This is a genomic window from Shewanella surugensis, assembly GCF_023284005.1.
Lineage (GTDB): Bacteria > Pseudomonadota > Gammaproteobacteria > Enterobacterales > Shewanellaceae > Shewanella > Shewanella surugensis.
On sequence record NZ_JAKIKS010000090.1, the window covers coordinates 1 to 24,870 of the forward strand.

Annotated in this window: 17 protein-coding genes; 6 read left to right on the forward strand and 11 right to left on the reverse strand. The window is 42.6% G+C overall.

Translation table 11 applies throughout. The annotated features are described in order from the left end of the window. Positions 1-768: 768 nt before the first annotated feature. The 10 genes from L2764_RS18790 to sdhC all read right to left on the reverse strand — a co-directional run bounded on the left by L2764_RS18790 (position 769) and on the right by sdhC (position 11,794). Positions 769-1,467, reverse strand: coding sequence for an SDR family oxidoreductase (locus L2764_RS18790; protein ID WP_248941864.1), 699 nt, complete (start codon positions 1,465-1,467; stop codon positions 769-771). 133 nt (positions 1,468-1,600) lie between these two features. Further along, a complete protein-coding gene (locus L2764_RS18795) occupies positions 1,601-1,948 on the reverse strand; it encodes a cupin domain-containing protein (protein ID WP_248941865.1) in 348 nt (115 codons plus the stop codon). Positions 1,949-2,190: 242 nt separating this feature from the next. Then, positions 2,191-3,063, reverse strand: coding sequence for a succinate--CoA ligase subunit alpha (gene sucD / locus L2764_RS18800; RefSeq protein ID WP_248941866.1), 873 nt, complete (start codon positions 3,061-3,063; stop codon positions 2,191-2,193). Continuing rightward, positions 3,063-4,229: an ADP-forming succinate--CoA ligase subunit beta gene (sucC, locus tag L2764_RS18805; RefSeq protein ID WP_248941867.1), complete on the reverse strand. Its 1,167-nt coding sequence runs from the start codon at positions 4,227-4,229 to the stop codon at positions 3,063-3,065. Before sucC ends, sucD begins: the two co-directional genes overlap by 1 nt. Before the next feature lie 80 nt (positions 4,230-4,309). After that, the gene (gene odhB, locus L2764_RS18810; protein WP_248941868.1) at positions 4,310-5,503 is read right to left on the reverse strand and encodes a 2-oxoglutarate dehydrogenase complex dihydrolipoyllysine-residue succinyltransferase; all 1,194 of its coding nucleotides are present in this window, start codon (positions 5,501-5,503) and stop codon (positions 4,310-4,312) included. Between the two features lie 31 nt (positions 5,504-5,534). Then, on the reverse strand, positions 5,535-8,357 hold the full coding sequence (sucA, locus tag L2764_RS18815) for a 2-oxoglutarate dehydrogenase E1 component (protein ID WP_248941869.1): 2,823 nt from the start codon (positions 8,355-8,357) through the stop codon (positions 5,535-5,537). A gap of 214 nt (positions 8,358-8,571) precedes the next feature. Further along, on the reverse strand, positions 8,572-9,279 hold the full coding sequence (locus tag L2764_RS18820; protein ID WP_248941870.1) for a succinate dehydrogenase iron-sulfur subunit: 708 nt from the start codon (positions 9,277-9,279) through the stop codon (positions 8,572-8,574). 11 nt (positions 9,280-9,290) lie between these two features. After that, the gene (gene sdhA / locus L2764_RS18825) at positions 9,291-11,057 is read right to left on the reverse strand and encodes a succinate dehydrogenase flavoprotein subunit (RefSeq protein WP_248941871.1); all 1,767 of its coding nucleotides are present in this window, start codon (positions 11,055-11,057) and stop codon (positions 9,291-9,293) included. Then, positions 11,058-11,405: a succinate dehydrogenase, hydrophobic membrane anchor protein gene (gene sdhD / locus L2764_RS18830; RefSeq protein ID WP_248941872.1), complete on the reverse strand. Its 348-nt coding sequence runs from the start codon at positions 11,403-11,405 to the stop codon at positions 11,058-11,060. Then, the gene (sdhC, locus tag L2764_RS18835) at positions 11,399-11,794 is read right to left on the reverse strand and encodes a succinate dehydrogenase cytochrome b556 subunit (RefSeq protein WP_248941880.1); all 396 of its coding nucleotides are present in this window, start codon (positions 11,792-11,794) and stop codon (positions 11,399-11,401) included. The genes sdhD and sdhC overlap by 7 nt, the downstream gene beginning before the upstream one ends. A gap of 407 nt (positions 11,795-12,201) precedes the next feature. Between sdhC and L2764_RS18840 the strand changes: the two genes are divergently transcribed. From L2764_RS18840 to L2764_RS18855, 4 genes are all read left to right on the forward strand, one after another. Then, positions 12,202-13,488, forward strand: coding sequence for a citrate synthase (locus tag L2764_RS18840; RefSeq protein WP_248941873.1), 1,287 nt, complete (start codon positions 12,202-12,204; stop codon positions 13,486-13,488). 319 nt (positions 13,489-13,807) lie between these two features. Continuing rightward, complete coding sequence (locus L2764_RS18845) at positions 13,808-14,872, forward strand: efflux RND transporter periplasmic adaptor subunit (RefSeq protein ID WP_248941874.1); 1,065 nt, start codon at positions 13,808-13,810, stop codon at positions 14,870-14,872. Between the two features lie 11 nt (positions 14,873-14,883). Beyond that, positions 14,884-18,174 carry an efflux RND transporter permease subunit gene (locus tag L2764_RS18850; protein ID WP_248941875.1) on the forward strand — a complete coding sequence of 1,097 codons (3,291 nt, stop codon included), beginning with the start codon at positions 14,884-14,886 and terminating at the stop codon, positions 18,172-18,174. After that, positions 18,171-21,227 (forward strand): efflux RND transporter permease subunit, encoded by a 3,057-nt coding sequence (locus L2764_RS18855; RefSeq protein WP_248941876.1) that lies wholly within the window; start codon positions 18,171-18,173, stop codon positions 21,225-21,227. The genes L2764_RS18850 and L2764_RS18855 overlap by 4 nt, the downstream gene beginning before the upstream one ends. A gap of 492 nt (positions 21,228-21,719) precedes the next feature. On the opposite strand, the gene L2764_RS18860 is transcribed toward L2764_RS18855, so the two are convergent. Next, a complete protein-coding gene (locus tag L2764_RS18860; RefSeq protein ID WP_248941877.1) occupies positions 21,720-22,085 on the reverse strand; it encodes a hypothetical protein in 366 nt (121 codons plus the stop codon). A 438-nt stretch (positions 22,086-22,523) separates the two neighbouring features. On the opposite strand from L2764_RS18860, the gene L2764_RS18865 reads away from it, so the two are divergent. Both L2764_RS18865 and L2764_RS18870 read left to right on the forward strand, forming a co-directional pair. Then, entirely contained in the window at positions 22,524-23,648 is a 1,125-nt protein-coding gene (locus tag L2764_RS18865) for an ISAs1 family transposase (RefSeq protein WP_248941878.1), read from the forward strand. 261 nt (positions 23,649-23,909) lie between these two features. Continuing rightward, positions 23,910-24,746 (forward strand): hypothetical protein, encoded by an 837-nt coding sequence (locus tag L2764_RS18870; protein WP_248941879.1) that lies wholly within the window; start codon positions 23,910-23,912, stop codon positions 24,744-24,746. The last annotated feature ends 124 nt before the right edge of the window (positions 24,747-24,870 follow it).

Genomic DNA, 24,870 nt, shown 5'->3' on the forward strand with positions numbered 1-24,870 from the left:
ACAGGTTGGCTTCGCTGATATTATCAATCGAAGGGGGCTCTTGCTCGAATTGTTTTTTCTTTTTCATGTCAGCATGATGACACCAAAAAACGATCGTTCAAGTGGTCATTGCGATCTTAATAAGATCGCGGTATTTATTGTCAATAAGGGCTGGTGAACGGTTACGGTTTAGCCCTTTAGATAGCGCGACCCCATGTGCTGTCAGGTAATCAACATATCGAGCAAGGTCAAAAAAAAAACAAAATACCGGATAACTTCAATTCATGTACTTATCAACAATTAAACATTGTCATTAAAAACGTTTTTTATAATTAAAGAATTCTATCCATAGGAATTATCATTATATTTTATTTTTATAATATGCCATGAAAACACAGTGCATCATCTCAAAAAGAACCACTTTGCCAATCAATAATGTTAAATCCACCTCAGTTATATTAATTTCGTAAACAAGAGTAAAGAACAATTAAAATAGAGTAAATACTTATTAACTATTATTAATGTAAACATCAATTAAATAACTTAAAAAACTTTTTAATTCATTATAAAAACAATCGTTACGACACAATGATTTTAAATGAAAAAACTTATGCGTTAGCGAGATAACACCTATATTTACAATTAACCTATCAAAAAAACAAGTGATTAAATAACACAAAATGAAAAGAATAAAAAAGGTATGCAATAGCAAGCATACCTTCTTTCAAAAATAATTAATCACTTCGTCGTGTTTATTTTCAAATAATTATTCTTCCACTTAACACGATATTACCAAGGTAAAACCTCACCATTAGAATGCCTGAATACGCCAGAATCCTCCATTGTTAATTCTTCAATGAGATTAACAATGCGTGTCGCGGCAACATCGCTACTAATATCCCCATTATGATTGACCATATCCGTTTGCACATAGCCGGGATGATAAATGCCCACCGCAATATTATCTTTCGCTAAATCTTTTGCTAAAGATACCCCAGCGGCATTGAGCGCCGCTTTCGACATGCGATAGCCATAACGCCCACCGGAACCATTATCAGCAATCGACCCCATTCTCGATGTGATTAAGGCAATTTTGCTTCCTGAGCTCAAATTACTGAGCAGTGCCTGACAAACACGTAGAGGAGCAACCGCATTCACTTGAAATTGATCGGCTATCGTCTGCAAATTTAAGTTCTGAAGATTTTCATCCCGTAAGATCCCCGCATTATTAATCAAAATATCCACTTTACGGGTTTTAATGGCGGACAACATGGTCAAGATCCCACTCTCCGTTGCCACATCGACACCTTCAACAATGTCGATATTGTGATCGGATAACGCTTCCAATTTAGGCGAGCTTTGTCGACACAATGCAATCACCTGACAATCTTGATGAGCATAAAGAGCCACCATAGCCAAACCGATCCCTCTATTGGCACCGGTAATAACAACGGTTTTAATTGGGGTGTTAGTGTGTTTTATATTCATTTTATACTCTTAAATTCAAGTTATTAAAAATAACAACGATAATGAAAAAGGGTAATAATAAGGACTATATACCCAAACCAGCTGCATGCGGCAGCTTCAACTGGTTTGGGTATATTGAGTTCACAGACTCTTATTACTTTATTTCAGTCTCAATAATGATCACTTCAGTATCACCAATATTTTTGACATTATGAGTTACACCAGGTAAAAAAAGTGATTTACCATCGGGAATATTAATCACATGTCTTTGATCATCATTTTTTCCAGAGAGTAATAATAACTTCCCCCCTTTAACAAAATAAACGGCTCGATATTCATACTCATGGGTATGCATTCCCGATTCTGAGCCTGGAGGATAAGTCAGTCTAATCACCTCTATCGTATCATTATCAAGCAACACTTCTCGAGAACCCAATTTTACCTCAGCATGCACGAATGAAGAACATAAACCTAACACTATCGATATTGTGATCCCTTTCATTTTAGCCCCTATATTCATGCGCTTTCTTTCACCATATCAAAATAACCTTACAGACATAAGCCTTTTTATTGCTTTGATTTTATTCTTTCCTTTTATTTATAAACAATTGTTTAAATTGCTAGAGATATAAAACAAAGTGAGAATGAATAACACATAAAAAAAGCGCCTTTCGGCGCTTTTTAATCAATAAACGTTTAAACAAGGGTAATGATTAATGGTGGCTTACGCCACCATTAAAAACATTACCAACCTGTTTTAATCCGTAGAGCACTACCGATATCAGCAAGTGAACGAACTGTCGTTACGCCAGCAGCTTCTAAAGCAGCAAACTTATCTTCAGCTGTTCCTTTACCGCCAGCAATGATCGCGCCAGCATGACCCATACGCTTACCTTCAGGTGCAGTCACACCCGCAATGTAAGACACGACAGGCTTAGTCACGTTAGCTTTGATGTATTCAGCCGCTTCTTCTTCAGCAGTACCACCAATTTCACCAATCATAACGATGGCTTCAGTTTGTGGATCGTTTTGGAACATTTCCAATACGTCAATGAAGTTAGTACCCGGAATGGGGTCACCACCAATACCGACACAAGTCGATTGGCCGAAACCTTCATCAGTGGTTTGCTTAACCGCTTCATACGTTAATGTACCAGAGCGAGAAACAATACCCACCTTACCTGGCTTATGGATATGACCTGGCATAATACCAATCTTACATTGACCTGGAGTAATAACACCAGGACAGTTAGGACCAATCATACGCACGCCAGTTTCTTCAAGTTTCACTTTAACTTGAAGCATATCTAACGTCGGGATCCCTTCAGTGATACACACGATAAGCTCAATGCCACCGTCAATCGCTTCTAAGATGGCATCTTTACAGAAAGGTGCAGGTACATAGATAACCGATGCTGTTGCACCCGTTTGTGCAACAGCATCTTTAACCGTATTAAAGACTGGCAGCCCTAAATGCACTTTCCCGCCCTTTCCAGGCGATACACCACCGACCATCTTAGTGCCATAATCGATAGCTTGCTCAGAATGGAAAGTACCTTGACCACCCGTAAAACCTTGACAGATAACTTTGGTATCTTTGTTAATTAAGACAGACATTATTTGCCCTCCGCAGCTTTAACAACCTGCTCAGCCGCGTCAGTTAGACTTGTAGCAGCGATGATATCAAGATCTGAGCTAGCCAATACTTCACGACCAAGCTCAGCATTCGTCCCTTCGAGACGAACAACAACAGGGACTTTAACGCCCACTTCTTTCACTGCACCGATGATGCCTTCAGCAATCATGTCACAACGTACAATGCCACCAAAGATGTTCACCAGAACCGCTTTAACGTTATCGTCAGAAAGAATGATCTTAAAAGCTTCAGCAACACGCTCTTTAGTCGCCCCTCCGCCCACATCTAAGAAGTTCGCGGGCTTGCCACCGTGTAGATTGACAATATCCATCGTACCCATTGCAAGACCGGCACCGTTAACCATGCAGCCAACGTTTCCGTCTAATGCAACATAGTTAAGTTCAAACTTAGCCGCATGCGCTTCACGCGCATCATCTTGTGATGGATCGTGCATTTCACGGATCTTGGGTTGACGGAACAAAGCGTTGCCATCAATACCAATTTTGCCGTCAAGACAATGGATATTACCTTCATCAGTAATAACAAGTGGGTTGATTTCAAGTAAAGCGAAATCATGATCTTCAAACATTTTCGCTAAGCCCATAAAGACTTTAGTGAACTGCTTCATTTGAGTTGGATTTAAACCCAACTTGAAGCCAAGATCACGAGCCTGATAGGGCTGAGGACCCGTAATGGGGTCAATGATTGCTTTGTGAATTAACTCTGGCGTTTCTTCAGCCACGGTTTCAATTTCAACACCACCTTCCGTTGACGCCATAAACACAACACGACGAGTCGAGCGGTCAACAACGGCACCTAGGTATAGTTCATTTGCAATGTCAGTACAGCTTTCAACTAAAATCTTAGCGACTGGCTGGCCTTTCTCATCAGTTTGATAAGTCACTAAGTTCTTACCTAACCAATGTTCAGCAAATGCTCTAATTTCGTCTTTATCGCCAGTGACTTTAACGCCACCTGCTTTACCACGGCCGCCTGCATGTACTTGACACTTAACAACCCACATATCACCGCCAATATGCCCTGCCGCTTCAACAGCTTCTTGAGCTGTATCGCATGCAAAACCTTCTGACACTGGTAAACCATATTCGGCAAATAAAGATTTTGCCTGATACTCATGCAAATTCATGATGATCTATCCGTATACTTCTTTTCAATATTTAACAGGCTCTATTGAGCCTGCCACGAGGGTACAGTCTGAACCTGATCTTACAGATCAAGTAACAGACGAGTTGGATCTTCGAGGAAGTCTTTAATAGCAACCAAGAAACCAACAGACTCACGACCATCAACAATACGGTGGTCATAAGATAATGCGAGGTACATCATGGGCAAGATTTCAACTTGACCATTCACCGCCATAGGACGATCTTTTATCGCATGCATACCAAGAATGGCACTTTGTGGCAAATTCAGAATGGGTGTCGACATTAATGAACCGAACACACCACCGTTAGTCACCGTAAAGTTACCGCCAGTCATATCTGCAACAGACAATTTACCATCACGGCCTTTAATCGCCAGCTCACGTACGGACTTCTCAATTTCAGCAAGGCTCATGCTATCGGTATCACGTAATACCGGCGTCACCAAACCACGAGGCGTCGAAACAGCGATACTAATATCAAAATAGTTATGATAAACAATATCATTACCATCGATTGAAGCATTGACATCAGGGAAACGTTTCAGCGCTTCAGTCACAGCCTTAATATAAAAAGACATGAAACCAAGACGCGTACCATGACGTTTTTCAAACACTTCTTGGTATTGTTTACGAATATTCATTATCGGCTTCATGTTAACTTCATTAAATGTCGTTAACATCGCCGTAGAGTTCTTCGCCTCTAACAAACGGCTCGCAATGGTTTTACGTAAACGTGACATAGGCACACGTTTCTGGCTGCGCTCACCTAATAATGGTGCAACGGCAACGGGCGCTTGAGTCGGTTTAGCTTCTGTTTTAACGAAAGATTCCACATCTTCTTTGGTGATGCGTCCACCCACACCCGTGCCTTTAAGTTTGCTGGCATCCACATTGTGCTCAGCAATCAGACGACGAACAGAGGGACTTAATGCATCACTGCTTTCATCACTGGCCTCGGGAGCAGGTTTTGCCGCTTCAGCTTCAGCTTCAGCTTTCGTGACCTCTTTACCTGCAACGCTGCCTGCAGCGAATTTAGCAATCAGTGCTTCACCTAAAACAGTGTCACCTTCTTCGGCTAAAAACTCTACAATGTGTCCGTCTTCAGGGGCAACCACTTCTAACACCACTTTATCGGTTTCAATATCAACCAAATTTTGATCGCGAGACACTTGCTCACCGGCTTGAACATGCCAAGTGGCAATAGTTGCATCAGCAACAGATTCTGGTAGTACGGGTACCTTAATGTCGATACTCATGGATCACTATCCTTTTAAAATATGTCTATTACTAGAGTTTTAACGCGCTATTAATCAAAGATTCTTGTTGCTCTGCATGCAAAGTAGGGTAACCACACGCTGGCGCGGCTGACGCCTCGCGACCGGCATAACTCAGCCCCGCTCCAGTAGGGATCACCCCACGGAAATGATGCTGGCTGCAATACCATGCCCCTTGGTTTTGTGGCTCTTCTTGACACCAAACAAAATCGCTTACATGAGCATAATCGGCTAAAGCGGCTAATGCTTCTTCACGAGGGAACGGATATAACTGCTCTACGCGAATAAGGGCAACATTATCAATATTGTTTTTACGACGTTTCTCAAGCAGCTCGAAATAAACCTTACCGCTACAGAAGACGACGCGATCGACTTTACTGGCATCCAAGCTATCGATTTCACCAATCACATTCTGGAAAGTACCGTGTGCAAGCTCTTCCAAACTCGACACCGCTAAGGGATGACGAAGCAGTGATTTAGGAGACATAACCACCAAAGGACGACGCATAGGACGCACCACTTGACGGCGAAGCATGTGATAAACCTGCGCTGGTGTTGAAGGCACACACACTTGCATATTATGGTTAGCACATAACTGTAAGAAACGTTCTAAACGGGCACTCGAATGCTCAGGGCCTTGACCTTCATAACCATGAGGTAACAGCATAGTCAGACCACATAAGCGTCCCCACTTTTGCTCACCTGATGATAAGAATTGATCAATAACCACCTGCGCGCAGTTGGCAAAATCACCAAATTGGGCTTCCCAAAGGGTTAAACCACTAGGCTCAGCTGTCGCATAACCGTATTCAAAAGCCAATACTGACGCTTCCGATAGCACCGAATCAGTAATATCAATAGGACCCTGATCGTCACTGATATTACGCAGCGGTAAATAAGCCGTCGCATCATTTTGATTATGCAATACCGCATGACGATGGAAGAAGGTACCCCGACCTGAATCTTGCCCCGTAATACGGATCCGTTTTTTATCTTCAACAATGGAAGCATAAGCCAGTGTTTCAGCAAAACCCCAATCAAGTAGCTTTTCACCTTGCGCCATTAACAAGCGATCTTTATAAATTTTTTCGACGCGAGACTGTAACTTATGCGCTTCAGGCACATAACTGATTTTACCAGCTAAGCGCTTAAGCCGCTCCATTGACATCTCGCCAGGGTAGGCATCATGCCACTCTGCACCAATATAAGGGGCCCAATCTCCAGAATGTTGTGTCGTCGTACGTCTTTCTTTAACAACACAATTACCTTCATCTAGGGCATCACGATAATGATTGACCATCGCGGTGACATCATCACTGGCCAGTGTCTGCTCGGCAATTAATCGCTCAGCATAGATCTTACGAGGCGTCGGATGTTTCTTGATTTTAGCGTACATCAACGGCTGAGTCGCACTGGGCTCATCAGCTTCATTATGGCCATGGCGGCGATAACAAACAAGATCAATGACCACGTCACGCTTAAATTCGTTACGATAATCAACCGCTAATTGTGATATGAAAGCCACTGCTTCGGGATCGTCAGCATTAACGTGGAAAATTGGCGCTTGAACCATTTTCGCGATATCTGTACAGTACTCAGTTGAACGCACATCTTCACGATTAGACGTCGTGAATCCCACCTGGTTGTTCACCACGATGCGAATGCTTCCGCCCACTTTAAACCCGCGAGTTTGAGACATATTAAAGGTCTCTTGCACAATACCTTGCCCCGTTATCGCTGAATCGCCATGAATAGTAATAGGCAAGACTTGTAAGCCTGTGTCACAGCCACGGCGATCGAGACGCGCACGAACAGAGCCTATCACCACAGGGTTAACGATTTCAAGATGAGAAGGGTTGAAGGCAAGCACTAAATGAACATTACCGCCGGGCGTTTCAAAATCAGAAGAGAAACCTTGATGATACTTCACATCACCCGAACCATTATTATGATCGCTATGCTTACCCGCAAATTCATCAAATAATTCAGAAGGATTTTTACCGAGAACGTTAACCAAAACGTTTAAACGTCCGCGATGCGCCATACCGATCACGACTTCTTTGGTGCCCGCATCACCCGCACGATAAATGATTTCTCTCATCATAGGCACGAGTGCATCGCCCCCTTCTAGAGAGAAACGTTTCGCACCTGGAAATTTTGCGCCTAGATATTTCTCTAGTCCTTCGGCGGCATTCAAACTTTCAAGTACACGCTTCTTGTCTTCAGTGCTGTACTGACCTCGTCCTAACGAAGGCTCGAGACGCTGTTGAATCCAACGTTTTTCGTCAGTATCGGTAATATGCATGTATTCCGCACCAATCGATCCACCATAAGTGGACTTGAGTGCATTCACTAAATCAATCAGTTTTAAGGTGTCGCCACCATGAGCAAACGATCCGGTGTTGAATTCACGTTGCATATCATCGCTGCCTAAGCCATGAAAACTCGGATCTAACTCTGACACTTTCTCACGGTCCCACAATCCAAGCGGATCTAAGTTGGCACTTTGATGTCCACGGAATCGATAAGCATTAATAAGTTGCAGTACTTTGACCTGTTTAGCATCAACATCAGGATCACTCATCCGAGCAGAGCTCTTATGATGTCCTTCTAATGCGAGGCTGCGGAAATAGTCTCGAACTTTAGAGTGAACCGCTTCAGGCACTTCAACAGAAGAACCATTCACATAAGGGAGGTTATCAAACACCGTCTGCCAATCTTCTGGTATCGACTGAGGGTCTTCTTGATAGGCTTCATACATCTGTTCTACATAGGTCGAGTTAGCCCCATTTAGGTGAGATGACTCGAGCCAGGCTTTCATGACGCCTTGGTGCATTTCTATTCCTTACAAACTTGATACACATGTTTAGCCGAAATTGTTAATATGCACTACAGCAATAAAACACAAGAAGTGCACTGTTTTGCCGCTCCAAGCAATCCGGAGTTAACGGCATCTGGTCATACTCTTTAATCAAGCAACAGAGTCATTCGCAATAGCGAATGACTCTAATAGAGCTAACATAAAAAAGCATTAGCCCTATTCGTGACATTTAAACTGCTCTCTTCAGCAACATGGACTTGATATGTCCAATGGCTTTCGTTGGATTGAGCCCTTTAGGACACACATCCACACAGTTCATAATGCCATGACACCTAAAGACACTATAGGCATCATCTAACTCAGAAAGACGCTCTTCAGTTGCCGTATCACGACTATCAATCAAGAAGCGATAAGCATGCAACAAGCCGCTTGGGCCGATAAACTTATCAGGGTTCCACCAGAAAGAAGGACACGCGGTCGAGCAACAAGCACACATAATGCACTCATACAATCCATCTAAGTGCTTACGCTCTGCAGGTGATTGTAAATGCTCACGCGCAGGGGCTTTTTCATCATTGATCAAATACGGCTTAATTTTTTCATACTGAGTATAAAATTGCGTTAAATCAACAACAAGATCACGAATAACAGGCATACCGGGTAGAGGCCTAATCTCGATTTTCTTCCCTTTAAAAGTCGAAATCGGGGTAATACAAGCTAACCCATTCTTACCATTCATGTTGACACCATCAGAGCCACACACACCTTCACGGCATGAACGGCGGAACGTCAAACTAGAATCTTGCTCTTTCAGTAGAAGTAACATATCCAGTACCATCATATCGGTACCTTCAGCCACTTCTAATGTATAATCTTTCATGTAAGGTTTAGTATCTACATCAGGATTATAGCGATAAACTGCAATATCCAATTTCATCTCAACGACTCCTAGTAGGTACGTTTAATCGGTGGGAAAGTATCACGAAACTTAGGTTCCATATTCACAGCACGGCGATCCATCTCTTCCGTCTCAGGATCAAATAAGCTGTGACACAACCAATTCTCATCATCACGCTCTAAATAATCTTCACGAGAATGCGCGCCACGACTTTCGGTACGGTAATTCGCCGCATAAGCCGTCGCAATCGCTGTCGCCATCAGGTTATCCAGCTCTAAACATTCAATACGCTGGGTATTAAATTCTGTTGAGTTATCGGATAACTTGGCATTGGCTAAACGTTCACGGATCGCCTTTAGCTCTTTCAAGCCTTCCGCCATCGCATCACCTCGGCGGAATACAGAAAAATTCAATTGCATACAAAGTTGGAGATCTTTGCGAATTTGCACTGGATCTTCACCGTCTTTGTTATTTTCCCAACGGTTCATGCGCTCAAGTGACTTGGCAATGTCCGCATCGGTGGCATCTTTAGGGACTGCAGTCTCATCGAGCGCCTTACCTAAATGTTGGCCCGCAGCGCGGCCGAAAACCACCAAATCGAGTAACGAATTCCCCCCAAGACGGTTAGCACCATGTACCGATACACACGCAATTTCCCCCACAGCAAATAAGCCAACAACATCAACCTCACTGCCGTCTGTATTTTTACGGATCACCTGACCACTGACTTTTGCAGGCAAGCCGCCCATCATGTAATGACAAGTCGGTAGCACTGGAATAGGACCATCAGCAGGATCGATATGCGCAAAGGTACGAGAAAGCTCACAGACACCAGGAAGACGGGCTTCCAGAGTTTCTTTACCCAAATGATCTAACTTAAGCAATAAATGTGGACCAAGAGGACCATCAAGACCACGACCTTCACGAATTTCAGTCATCATTGAACGCGCCACCACATCACGAGACGCTAAGTCTTTCGCGTTAGGGGCATAACGTTCCATGAAACGTTCACCATCTTTATTAAGTAAATATCCACCTTCACCGCGGCAGCCTTCAGTGACTAATACACCCGCGCCAGCGATACCCGTAGGATGGAACTGCCACATTTCCATATCTTGCATTTGCACGCCAGCGCGCATCGCCATACCCACGCCGTCACCCGTATTGATATGCGCATTGGTCGTTGAGGCAAAAATACGCCCTGCCCCCCCCGTAGCTAAAATGGTCGCTTTGGCTTTAAAATAAACAATTTCACCACTTTCGATATCAATCGCGGTACAACCCACAATCACACCATCTTCATTCGTCACCAAATCGAGTGCGTACCACTCAGAGAAGACTTGGGTTTTATGCTTAACATTTTGTTGATATAAACAATGCAGTAATGCATGACCCGTACGATCGGCCGCTGCCGCAGTACGTGCCGCTTGCTCACCCCCAAAATTCTTAGACTGACCGCCGAAAGGCCGTTGGTAAATAGTCCCATCATCGAAACGAGAAAAAGGCAGACCCATATGCTCTAATTCAATCACCGCTTCAGGACCCGTCTTACACATAAATTCGATAGCTTCTTGGTCACCAATAAAATCGGAGCCTTTCACCGTATCGTACATGTGTTGTTCCCAATGATCTTCATGGGCATTACCCAGCGCAACCGTAATGCCGCCTTGAGCCGATACCGTATGAGAACGGGTTGGGAACACTTTAGATAACAGCGCACAGCTCTTACCTTCTTTAGAAATCTGTAATGCGGTTCGCATACCTGCGCCACCGGCGCCAATAACGACTGCATCAAATTCGCGTACTGGAATACTCACTTATACACCCCACACAATTAATATACCTGCCGCAAGATACGAAAACGCAGCCATGACAAAGACAAACTGAAGCGCGCCACGGACAGCCACGTTTTTCACGTAATCAGTTAGCACTTGCCACACACCAATCCAAGCGTGAACCAGTACGGCAATTAGCGTCAATAAGGTAAACACTTGCATCGGTAACGCACTGAACAAATTATGCCATACGTCATAAGTGAGGGGAGAGTTACAGGCAATAAAGCCCACCATAAAAATGGTATAACAAGCTAATACTATTGCACTTGCGCGTATAAGAATAAAGTCATGGACACCGCTGCGTCCAAGGCTTGCTGCATTGGTTACCATATCCAAATCCCCACTATGATAGAAAAGACGACAGCCAAGACCATCGAAATTTTAGCCGACAATTGGCCTGAAGAGAATTCTTCCCAGCAACCAGCATCCATCACAAGGTGGCGTACGCCAACAATGAGATGATAACCCAGCGCGGTTAAAATACCCCAAACAACAAACTTGACTAAAAAATTATCAAAAAGAGATTGGACACCGGCAAAACTCTCAGCTGATGCTAATGATTCGTTTAGCAACCAAATAAGAATTCCTACGGCAAATAGCATTATCACACCGGATACACGGTGAAGGATTGACGCAATCGCAGTTGCAGGGAAGCGAATGGTCTGCAGATCTAAATGGACAGGTCTTTGCTTTTTCACGTTCTGCTCACTCTGCTCAATTGAGCTAGTTTTTGTTATACGAACTACTTTCGTTCGAAAATTAACCTACGTTTTAGCGTAGTTAAAAATGTCACAAAAGAAAAGTTTAAACAAACATTTTACGCTTTAGAACCCACTCATTAACAAGGAAAAAGTGATTTCTCAAGGAAAGTGTCTGCGGCTCTAAATGAGCCGAGCCAAGTATACTCGCGGCTAATGTCAAATACAAACGTCACAATATGCAAATTTAGTTTTTTTATTCGAAAAATGCTTGAACGCCTTGCTGCATATGGTTTTGAAGCCTATTTAATTATGTTAAAAAAAATTAAAACGCTTATTTGAATTGAAATGTGATCTCGATTCACTGTAGAGTATTGAGCGCTTAATAAGCCGCACTCAAATAAGATATGAAGTAAGGAGAACGGGGTATGGCTGAAAATATAGCCAAGTTGGAACTACCAGGAAACGACTCAATCGAGCTGCCGATTAAAAAAGGTACAGCAGGATTTGACGTTATTGATATCAGCAAGCTAGGTAGTAAAGGTCACTTTACCTTCGATCCAGGATTTCTAGCAACAGCCTCATGTGAATCAGCAATTACTTACATAGATGGCAATCAAGGTATACTGCTTCATCGCGGCTATCCTATTGATCAGTTAGCCATGAATTCTGATTATTTAGATTTGTGTTACTTGTTACTTTATGGAGAGTTACCCACTAAAGAACAGTACGCAGCTTTCGTACAAACCGTTAAACAGCACACGCTTGTCGATGAGCAATTAGTGGCCTTCTTTAAAGGTTTCCGTCGCTCAGCTCACCCAATGGCCATGCTGTGTGGTGTCACAGGCGCATTATCTGCCTTTTTCCAAGATTCATTGGATGTGAACGATCAACAAGATCGTGAAACCGCCGCCTTTCGTTTAGTGTCTAAAATGCCAACGATCGCAGCCATGTGTTACAAGTATTCTGTCGGTCAGCCTTTTATCTATCCACGTAACGACTTAAGTTATGCGGGCAATTTCCTCAACATGATGTTTGCGATACCAAGCGAAGAATACAAGGTCAATCCGATTGTTGAACGCGCAATGGATCGTATCTTTATTTTACATGCCGATCACGAGCAAAATGCATCAACGTCAACCGTGCGTTTAGCCGGTTCATCAGGTGCTAATCCCTTTGCTTGTATCGCTGCGGGTATTGCGTCACTTTGGGGTCCTGCCCATGGTGGTGCCAATGAAGCCTGTCTTAACATGCTTGAAGAGATTGGCAGCGTTGATCGCATTCCTGAGTTTATTGCTCGCGCTAAGGACAAGGAAGATCCCTTCCGCTTAATGGGCTTTGGTCATCGCGTTTATAAAAACTTTGACCCGCGTGCCAAAGTGATGCGTGAAACCTGTCATGAAGTGCTTGCTGAGCTGAATGTCAATGATCCCTTGCTTGATGTCGCCATGGAACTTGAGCGCATTGCCCTTGAAGATGAATATTTCGTGTCTAAGAAATTATACCCGAATGTTGACTTCTATTCAGGGATCATCATGAAAGCGATTGGTATTCCAACCAGCATGTTCACTGTCATGTTCGCCTTAGCGCGTACTGTTGGCTGGATTGCTCATTGGAAAGAGATGCTCGATCAACCGGGTCATAAAATTAGCCGTCCACGTCAACTCTATACTGGCGAAGATCTCCGCGATTTTATTCCGGCCGATAAACGTTAATATCACGTTTGTCACACCAAAAAGGCGCTAATAGCGCCTTTTACTTTATGTTGTAAGGAATTATCCCCACCCCCACGACGAATAATGATCAAAAGCGCTTATTCACTCCCATCCCTATTTGTTTTCGTGAACTAATCCCCCTTAACTTAGTCAAACTCATCACAAGTTAAACAATTAAACTACAAATAAATAATAATATTAACCAAAAGTAAGAGGGGGCAAGCTTAACAAACTGAATTTAAACAATAAAAATATTGGCACGATAAATGCTTTATGGATAAAAGCAATGAATAATAAAAACATCGTTAAGGACATCAACATGAGCCACCATTCCCAACGCCATACTCTATTGGCATTCATACTTGTCACACTTTTAAGCGCCTGCGGCGATCCCGACATCGCCACTGCAGAGCCTGAATACGCTATTCCCGTTAAAACCCACACAGCGAAACAAGATGATGTGTCCTCTTTTTATAACACCACGGCTATTTTAGAAGCGCCAGAGGAAGCCAGAGTGGTCACACGCCTCACAGGGCTCATTAATCAATTAACCGTAGAAGAAGGCGACAAAGTCATTCAAGGTCAAATTCTTGCCGTGCTCGATGCCAAAAGACAAGAATACGATCTGGCTCATTTACAAGCCGAAACACAAATCATTCAACAAGAACTGCAACGTTTAAAGAAAATTAAAAACAAACAATTTGTCAGTGCCGATTCCATGGCAAAACTGGAATATAAGTTACTCTCAGCACGCGCCAAACGGGATCTAGCCCAGCTGCAAGTATCGGAAAGCCTCATTCGTTCGCCCATCAATGGCGTTATAGCTAAGCGTTCCGTCAAAGTCGGTAACATGGCGCAAGAATTTGATGAGCTGTTCTATGTGGTTAATCAAGATAAGCTGCATGCTATTTTACACCTTCCTGAAGCCCAACTCCCCCACCTACGCATTGGGCAAACCGCAAAAATCTACACCAGTCATCAAAAAGATATCGCGCTCAATGCCGACGTACTCCGCATAAGCCCCATTATCGACACCCAAAGTGGCACTTTTAAAGTCACATTACAGATCCCCAACCCTCAAGCACAGCTGAAAGCCGGTATGTTTACTCGGGTTGAAATTCGCTATGACACCCATAAAGATGTCATTACCGTCCCTTATGAAGCCATTATCGATCAGGATAACCACTACTCTATTTATGTGGTTAATGGGAAAAATGTCAGTAAAAGACAGGTCAATATTGGTTATCAAGAAAATAATAAAGTCGAAATCCTAAACGGTGTTGAGATCGGTGAAAAAGTGGTCACTCATGGGCAACATAACTTAAAAGATCAATCCCTTGTTGAGATCATCAATCCGCTCACTTTAGCATCAAGCCAGTCATAAGGATCTAGACTATGTCAATTATCCGCACCGCAGTGCAGCGGCCAATCAGCGTCTGGATGTTCATGTTAGCCATTATTTTGTTCGGCATGGTGGGATTTTCCAGACTCGCGGTCAAGTTATTGCCCGATTTAAGTTACCCCAGCGTCACCATTCGTACCCTCTATAATGGCGCCGCCCCCGTTGAAGTCGAGCAGCTCGTTTCCAAACCCATTGAAGAAGCCGTGGGTATTGTTAAGGGCCTGAGGCAAATAAGCTCCATCTCTCGCTCAGGCTTATCCGATGTTGTGCTGGAGTTTGAATGGGGCACCGACATGAACATGGCCAGTTTAGCGATTCGAGAAAAGCTAGAAGCCATTGATTTACCTTTAGACATTAATAAACCTCTGTTACTTCGGTTTAATCCTAATCTTGACCCTATCATGCGGCTTGCATTATCAACGCCCAATGCCAATGATCGGCAACTTAAGCAGATACGCACCTATGCCAGTGAAGAGTTAAAACGTGAACTCGAGTCCATCAAAGGTATCGCGTCGGTCAAACTCTCTGGCGGCTTAGAACAAGAAGTGCATATTCAACTGGATCAACATAAATTAAGTCAACTGCATCTCAATGCTAATGACATCAAAAACCGCATTGAACAAGAAAATATTAACTTATCTGCCGGTAAAGTATTGCAAGGCGATAAAGAATATCTTGTCCGTACCCTCAACCAGTTTAACTCCTTGGAAGAACTCGGCCAAATTATCATTTATCGTAATGATATGAATTTAATCAAACTTTTTGAAGTCGCCGATATTATCGATGCGCACAAAGAACGCAGTGACATGACGCGAATAGCAGGGCAAGAGTCTGTTGAACTGGCGATTTATAAAGAAGGTGATGCCAATACGGTCGCATCAGCCCAGCGAATTAAAGATCAGCTCACACGGCTTAAAAAAATCTACCCCGATGCCTCATTAGACGTCATATACGATCAATCTGAGTTTATTTCGCAAGCGATTGATGAAGTCATTAATACCGCCTTGATCGGCAGCTTATTATCCATGCTGGTGATTTACCTTTTTTTAAAGGATATCATTCCGACGTTAATTATTTCGCTTGCCATTCCTTTTTCAGTCATTGCCACTTTCAACATGATGTATTTTGCCGACATCAGTCTCAATATGATGTCACTGGGCGGGATTGCCCTTGCTGTTGGGCTGTTAGTCGATAATGCCATCGTGGTGCTTGAGAACATTAATCGCTGTCAATCCCAAGGCATGGACAAAATACACGCCGCAATCACCGGCACAAAACAAGTCGCTGGTGCGATTGTTGCCTCAACGTTAACCACATTGGCCGTCTTCATTCCGCTGATTTTTGTTGATGGCGTCGCTGGTGCGCTGTTTTCCGATCAAGCCCTCACGGTCACTTTCGCATTGATTGCCTCCTTAATTGTCGCCTTAACGACCATCCCAATGCTAGCATCAAGAAAAGGGATCCGTTTTTTACCCCAGCAAGATAATCACCCCCCATTAGCCCCTGACTCACAAGGCAAACCATCCGCTAAAAATTGGCAATCAATCACGCGTCAATGGCTCACTTTTCCGTTTAAGGTGTTATTTCATCACTTACCCTTCGCCATAACAACCGCATTATTAACCTTAAGTCGTTTATTCGCTTGGCTAGGAAAAATCATCCTCAGTCCATTACGCACGGTATTTGATACTCTCTACCATTACACCGACAAATATTACTCACGTGCATTAAAAGGCGCGCTCAATAACAAGTCAATCTCGCTCGGCATCGCCTTAAGTATTTCATTAGGCGCAGCCTCATTATTACCCAAGTTGGGCATGGAGCTTATCCCTACCATGCAACAAAGCAGCTTCTATGCCGATGTCCTGCTACCTCCAGGGACTGAAGTTCATCAAACCGATAACGTTCTGCAGCAACTTGCGGCCTCAATTGAGTCGCTCTCTGATGTCAAACAAGTCTACAGCCAAGCGGGCAGCAGCGGATTAATGACATCCAATGTCGAACAAGGGGGTGAAAATTGGGGCCGGTTACACGTTAAACTGAGTAATAAACAAGGCTTGGAGCGTGTCTCACAGCATTTGCGTCAAGCCGCAACGATGATCCCCTCGCTTGAGCTTAATATTCAGCAACCCAGTCTCTTTAGTGTGAATACACCCTTAGAAATTGAACTCAGTGGTTATGATATCAAGCAGTTAACTCAAGTTTCACAGCAGTTAGTCGATAAATTAAGTCAAGACAATCGCTTTCAAGATGTTCAAACAAGCCTAAAATCAGGTCAACCTGAATTGAGTATTCGTTTTGATCATGCACGGCTCGCCGCACTCAATATGGATGCTCCCACTGTCGCCAAACGAATCGCGCAACGCATTGGCGGCACCTTTGCCAGTCAATACACCATTCAAGATAGAAAAGTGGATATCTTAGTCCGTAGCCACCTTAAAGAGCGCGATCAACTCAGTGATATTGACAGCATGATCATTAACCCCGACAATATCCACCCTATTACACTGTCATCGGTCGCCGATGTGTCTTTAGCGTTAGGTCCCTCAGCAATCAACCGTTTACACCAACAGCGCATCGCGCTGATCAGCGCGAATATTGCTTATGGTGATCTAAACCAAGCGGTTTCTCAGGCGCAAGCCATTGTTTCACAACAGTCTCTTCCCAATTCGCTGCAATTACGTTTTGGCGGACAAAATGAAGAAATGCAAGCCTCTTTCACCTCGTTAAAAATGGCCTTATTGTTAGCGATTGTTCTAGTCTATCTCGTCATGGCCAGTCAATTTGAATCCTTACTGCATCCACTGTTCATTTTGATCACAATTCCGATGGCGCTAGCGGGCAGTATTTTAGGCTTATACCTCACCCACACTCCGTTAAGTGTGGTGGTGTTTATCGGTCTTATCATGCTCGCAGGGATTGTGGTCAATAATGCCATTGTGCTCGTTGATAGGATTAATCAACTGCGCAGCGAAGGCATGGATAAACCCCTTGCCATCATCACCGCAGCGCAATCTCGTCTGCGCCCCATTTTAATGACCACCTTAACCACAACATTGGGGTTATTCCCCATGGCTCTTGGTTTAGGGGACGGTAGCGAGATCCGTGCGCCCATGGCCATTAGCGTCATTTTTGGGTTAAGTCTGTCGACCCTATTAACCCTGATTGTGTTGCCGGTGATTTATAGCCTATTCGATAGAAAAGAATTTGCAGAATTTAATCAAGAAGCGTCTCATTCATCATTTAAACAGCAAGATAATAGTAATAATGAGGGGCGAATATGAACCTCACTCAACTTGCGTTAAAGCGACCGGTCACCACCAGTTTGTTTTTTATTTCGATGTTATTATTTGGGCTCACGGCCACTAAACTGCTGCCTTTGGAGTTATTGCCCGGTATTGATATTCCACAAGTGATTATTGATGTCCCCTATAAAGGCTCCAGTCCCAGTGAAGTAGAACGAGAGATCACTCGCGTATTGGAAGAGTCTCTCGCCACGTTAAGTGGCGTCGAAGAGCTCAACTCCACCTCCAATCAAGATGGTGCCGAAATAGAACTCATTATGAAATGGGGAGAAAATATTGCCACCAAAAGCTTGGAAGCCAGAGAAAAAATTGATGCCGTGAGGCACTTATTACCCCAAGATGTTGAGCGGATTTTTATCAGGCAATTTTCAACCTCGGATCTGCCTTTACTCACTGTGCGCATTTCGAGTCAACATGCCCTATCAGATGCCTATGATTTACTCGAAAAACAATTAAAAAAACCCTTAGAACGTATTGAAGGTGTCTCAAAAGTGACGCTTTATGGGGTCGATAAAAAACAAATCCGTATCCAAGTGGATGCCAAAAAGCTGGCCGCCAGTGGGATCAGCATGGAGGCGTTAACAAACCGATTGCAAAACGAAAATTTTGTGATTAATGCCGGTACCCTAAGAACCAAAACATTGGTGTATCAGCTCTCACCTCAAGGGGAATTCCAGCGGCTTGAAGACATCATTCAATTATCCATCACACAGTATGTCACCTTAGGCGATTTGGCCAGCGTCAACTATCAACTGCCAGAGCCCATTGAAGGTCGACACTTAGGCAGACAATTTGCGGTCGGCCTCGATATTTTTAAAGCATCGGGAGCTAATCTTGTTGCGGTTTCTGAGAAAGTCCTTGCCGTGATAGAAAAAACCAAAAAGAACACCGAATTTGATGGCATCAAACTCTACATCATGGAAGATCAAGCCGATGGCGTAAAATCATCACTGACGGATCTGCTCACAGCCGGACTCATTGGCGCCTTACTGTCGTTTATCATGCTGTATTTTTTCTTACGCGATCTCAAAATCACCCTGATTGTCGTCAGTTCGGTGCCCATCGCCATTGCCATCACGCTGGCCATCATGTACTTACTCGGTTACAGCCTTAACATTCTTTCCATGATGGGATTATTACTCGCCATTGGCATGCTTATCGATAATGCGGTGGTGATCACCGAAAGTGTATTACAAGAGAAACAACAGGAAAAACGGGATAAAAAATCCCAAACTCTTGCCCTCATAAAAGGGGTGGATAAAGTCTCATTAGCCGTACTCGCGGGCACGCTCACTACCGCAATTGTCTTCTTACCCAATATTTTTGGTGTAAAAGTCGAACTGACGATATTCTTAGAGCATGTGGCCATTGCCATTTGTATCGCGCTAGCCAGTTCGTTGCTGATCGCAAAAACACTCATTCCACTGCTGCTGAACCATATTCATTTTAAGCCTAAAACCAACCACAAACCCAGTCGACTGGCCCAAGCATATCGAACTCACTTAAGTCGGTTATTAGCCCATCCAAAAACAGGCTGGCTCATCGCCATTATATTACTCGCCTCAACGGCCATTCCATTACATTTTGTCAAACAAGATCAGGATGATAATCAAGGAACAGAGCGCTTGTATCTCGATTATAATGTCGAGGGTCGACATAATCTTGATGTCACAAAAAACATGATTAACCGCATGGAAGCCTATTTGTATGAACATAAAGAGACCTTTCATATCGATACGGTTTACAGCTATTATTCACCCAGCTCGGGGCAATCCACCTTATTATTAAAACCGGATCTACCAATCACCGTCGGTGAGTTAAAAGACAACATACGCCAAGGCTTTCCCACTTTTGCCATTGCCACGCCGCAGTTTGGCTGGGGCAATCAAAACCAAGGGCTGCGAATTTCATTAACTGGGCGCTCAACCGCAAAACTCATTCAATTAAGCGAACACATTGTTCCTCTATTATCCCGTATTGAGGGCATGACGGATCTGCGCTCAGAATTAAACAGTGCCCAACAAGAAGTCATTATCAAGATTGACAGACAACTCGTGGCTCGGCTCAATTTAAGCCTTCAAGATGTTGCATCAAATATTGCCACCGCATTGAGAGGCAATGCGCTGCGATCGTTTCGTCATGATCCCAGTGGTGAGCTTCGCATCAACATGACGTTCACCCCAATGCAATTATCCTTAAATCAACTCAAACAATTACCTATTTTACGGATCGATGAGCGAGTCTACAGTTTAGAAAACTTAAGTCATATTAGCATTGAGCCTCGATTTGATAGTATTCGCCATTATAATCGGCAAACTGCGTTAACCATCGGCGCGAATCTCGATGATTTATCGCTGCAAGAGGCCCAAACTCAGATCACCCAAATAATGGAGCACGTCGTTTTGCCTCCAGGTTATCAATATTCATTGACCGGTGGCTTTGAGCGTCAAGATGAAGAACAAAACATCATGGCGACCAACATGTTACTGGCTATCGCGATGATTTATATTGTTATGGCCGCCTTATTTGAATCTCTACTCTTACCCACCGCCATCATTAGTTCGATTATTTTTTCAATCACGGGGGTATTTTGGGGGTTGCTACTAACGAATACCTCATTATCGATGATGCCCATGATAGGCATATTGATTTTAATGGGCATTGTGGTAAATAACGGCATTGTATTAGTCGATCAGATTAACCAACAGCAGCCGTCACTCGCCAATCTCTCCAGCGCCATTGCACAAGTGTGTGTCACTCGATTACGCCCCGTACTCATGACCGTATCCACCACCGTATTAGGCTTATTACCGCTGGCAATGGGTGATACCCAAATTGGTGGCGGCGGCCCCGCTTATGCCCCAATGGCCATAGCCATCATTGGTGGCTTGTTATTTTCCACCGTCACCAGCTTATTTCTAGTGCCGTTATGCTATCAAGCCCTATATCGCTTGCGCCATCATGCCGTCATTCAGTTCAGCGCCGCCCATCACTTATCCCAAAAAGCCCTGCCGCGATTTATGAGAAAGTAAGAATGATGAAAAAATAGGATTCATGAGAAAGTGAGCTTTATGACAATATAAGTGTTATGCCGAAATAATCGGTTTGAAATACGCAAAACTAAAAGGTCAAAAGCCCTCGACAATCTCGGGGGGCTTTTTTTAAGAAAAAGGGTATTGCTAGCAATCATATTAGAGGATCGTGGTCGTAGAAAATATCAGCGTTTATTCACTACTTTTTACGTTGATAGTGCCTATTTAACTAATGTACTAATCAACAAGGAATTGTAGCTGAAATGTCATGGAACATATGAGCGTTAATATGGTGAACTTTAAATAGGTGAATCAAGAGCATTTTTTCTGCTTACTAAACACACCAAAAGAGCCCCCACCTTGTTAGCGGTGTGCATAGAGCATATCCTATGTACACCTTTGGTTTTTCTATATCGAGGTTGTTTTCACCTAATTATTTGTCCAGAATCAAGTAAAGTACATCCGAATATTTTTTTGCTACAAACAAAAAAACTAGTGTATACCGACAAAAGTTAGGCTGCAGCGTCCTGGAAATGCACTTCTTGCAAGATCATCAGTGATACCTAGATCTACGCTTCGATCATGTATAAATGCAGTAACTAATAGCTCGTACATCTCATCACTACTTTCTACACTGCCTAATGTTGTAATTATACCTGTTTCGCAACTGACACCATTTGGTAAGGTAAAACCGCCAACTATACCCACTTCAAAACTTCCAGGAGGTTGTACCGTGGTTTGACTCATTGTCCTGACAAAACTAAGTTTCGCCGAAGGAATCCAACCATCAGTAGAAAATGCGAATGACGAAGCTAATAAGATAACCGAGTAGAAGACATACAATATAAACTTATTCATAATATAATCCTTTATAGTAAAAGTTTATACGCGCCCCTTTAGCAAAGATGACACTTTAAACTCTGATAACTTCTCTATCACAGCCAAAATCAGCCTAAAGTTTTCCAATTAAGTTTAGCCTAGATATCAGTAATCAGCGATCTCTATACTTCTTGTTGAACGAAGCAGCTACACGGAGGGTTGTTGCAAAAAATTCGATAGGGTATTTAACCAATTTTTGAGATTTGTTCAACATTTGGGGTAAAGTACTCCCTACCCGTGATGAGTCGGGTCTATCACTAGTAGAGATGATAAGAACCGTTATCACTGGTAGAGATACTGGTCGTTCTACTCGACCCAAACCCAGGGCCAGATCATGAATGTTTTTTGTACAAAAAATATTGAATTTGACCGAGATTTCAATGTGTGATCTTATACTCACTTTTTGTGATAGATAAGATGGTCCTTAACACTTTTGAACAGCATTTTGGCCAATTAGATGATCAACGACAGTCAGCCAAAATCACTTATCCCCTTTTTGATATATTGTTCGTGACCTTATGTGCAGTGATAGCAGGTGCTGAAGGTTGGAAAGATATTAAAGAATATGCAGAAGGTCACTTAGACTGGTTTCAAAAGCATGGTTTTTTACCTTCCGGGATCCCTGTTGATGATACGATTGCACGTGTTATTGCAAGAATAAAACCTGAGCAATTCAATCAATGTTTCGTAAAATGGATGCAATCGATTAATCAGCTCTCAAAAGGTGACATTATCGCGATAGACGGCAAGACACTTAGAGGCTCATATGACAGAGAAGATCGCCGCTCTACATTGCATATGGTTAATGCTTTTGCTTGTAAAAACAAGATGGTTATTGGTCAAGTCAGCACAGATGCTAAATCCAATGAGATCACTGCAATACCTGAACTATTAAAGCTGTTAGATATTAAAGGGGCATTAGTTTCTATCGATGCAATGGGATGCCAAAAAGACATTGCTAATACCATCATTAAGCAAAAAGCAGATTATCTTTTAGCACTCAAGGGAAACCAAAAGTCACTGCATAACGCAGTCGAAGATATGTTTAAAGATTTTCGTAGTTCAGAGTCAACCCACTTGAATATAGAAAAAAATCGTAATCGTTACGAAGCAAGAAGTTATCAAATACTGGACGGCAAGAAGCTTGCTAAACAATTTCCAGAGTGGGCTAAGCTAAGCACCATAGGGATTAGAATGGGGTATCGCCAAGAGAAAGGGAAAGCGCCAAGCTTAGAATATCGTTATTACATTAGTTCAGCGACATTAACCGATGAACAATTTGCTGAAGCCGTTAGGGATCACTGGGCTATAGAAAATAGTCTTCATTGGGTTCTTGATGTAACAATAAATGAAGATGACTGCCAAATTTACAAAGATAACGGTGCAGAAAACTGGGGGATATTACGTCAAACAGCTTTGAATATGTTAAGAAAAGAAAAAACGAAAGTGAGTATTCCAACAAAGAGAAAGCGAGCGTGGATGAAAACAGCCTTTCTTGAGAAGGTATTAACCTCTGGATCCACTGATGTGGATAAAAGTTAATCACTCATGCGGTTGCCCTGGACCCAAACCCTTCTTAGGGATGAAGCGTCTTATTACTGAGAGGTAAATTAATAGATAAATATAGTCTATATTGAAAGTTTTTAAATATCATGGATGTTTTCATTAAAAAATAATTGGGTTGTTGATCTATTCCTTTGTAAGTTAATAGTTTTAAGTTTAGTTTTTAATACATTTGATTTTCAAAATAAACTTACTATAATTCACTACTTATTATTACTTAAAATACAAGGATGACTAATTATGGGTAACTTAGAAAAAGAAACTAGTTTATGGCTTAGTAATATAGGATCACTATCTTCTCCAGTATCTTTTACTAATTCTATTTTTCATAACCCTTTAATTAAACTTGATGCATCAACTACACAAAACCCAGCAAATGCATTTCCTACCGCTACTTATAAAGAAGCGGCAGATATGGCAAGTACTCCAGGTACTGCTCCAATAAGTGTTTTTGACGGATTACAAACAAGTGTGAACATGTGTCGTACGAAGGCTGAATTTGATCCGTTAGATCCTAATGGAAACGGTGACTTGAAGCATTTCTTAGGGTTTACTAATTTAGTTTCTCAGGTTCCTTTTTTGACTCTTGAATGGTCAGAAAGTAAGGAAATAAAACAGAAAAGTCATAATGCAAATGAACTAATAGACTCTTTTGTTGATGGCTTTCGGGGAATATTATCTAGTGATAAAGAATCTATTATCCAGTCAGTACAAAATCTAGTTAAAGCTGCATTATCCTATTCAGAGCAAACTGAAAAGCAGTCTAATTTTTCTCAAAATATATTAAAGGATGGTGATGGAAAAGTAAATTTCTTCTTATATACTAGTACATTTGAAATATCACAGAGTTCTAGCAAAGGAATGATCACTTTCCATGCAGAATATACTTTGAATCAGGCTGGTTATAGTTTAGAGACATCAACGTGGGAAAGAATCAAAGAGCAATTTGCAAATCTAGAAAAAACTACCGTCGATGACTGGCTAAATAACATGACAACTGAGCCTAGAGAAGGAAGTACAGTTAGAGCGTTATGCCTTGAAGATCCTAAACCTAAAAGCTCCCATATTAATTCTTGAGCAACAATTAGTGCTTAGATTGCCATAATAACCGACACACTTTGGTATAGAAAAGAGGGTTAGCTGCCTATAAGCTTCAATCTCTCACAAAATCGGCCAAGGTTCTCAAATGAAAAACCAATAT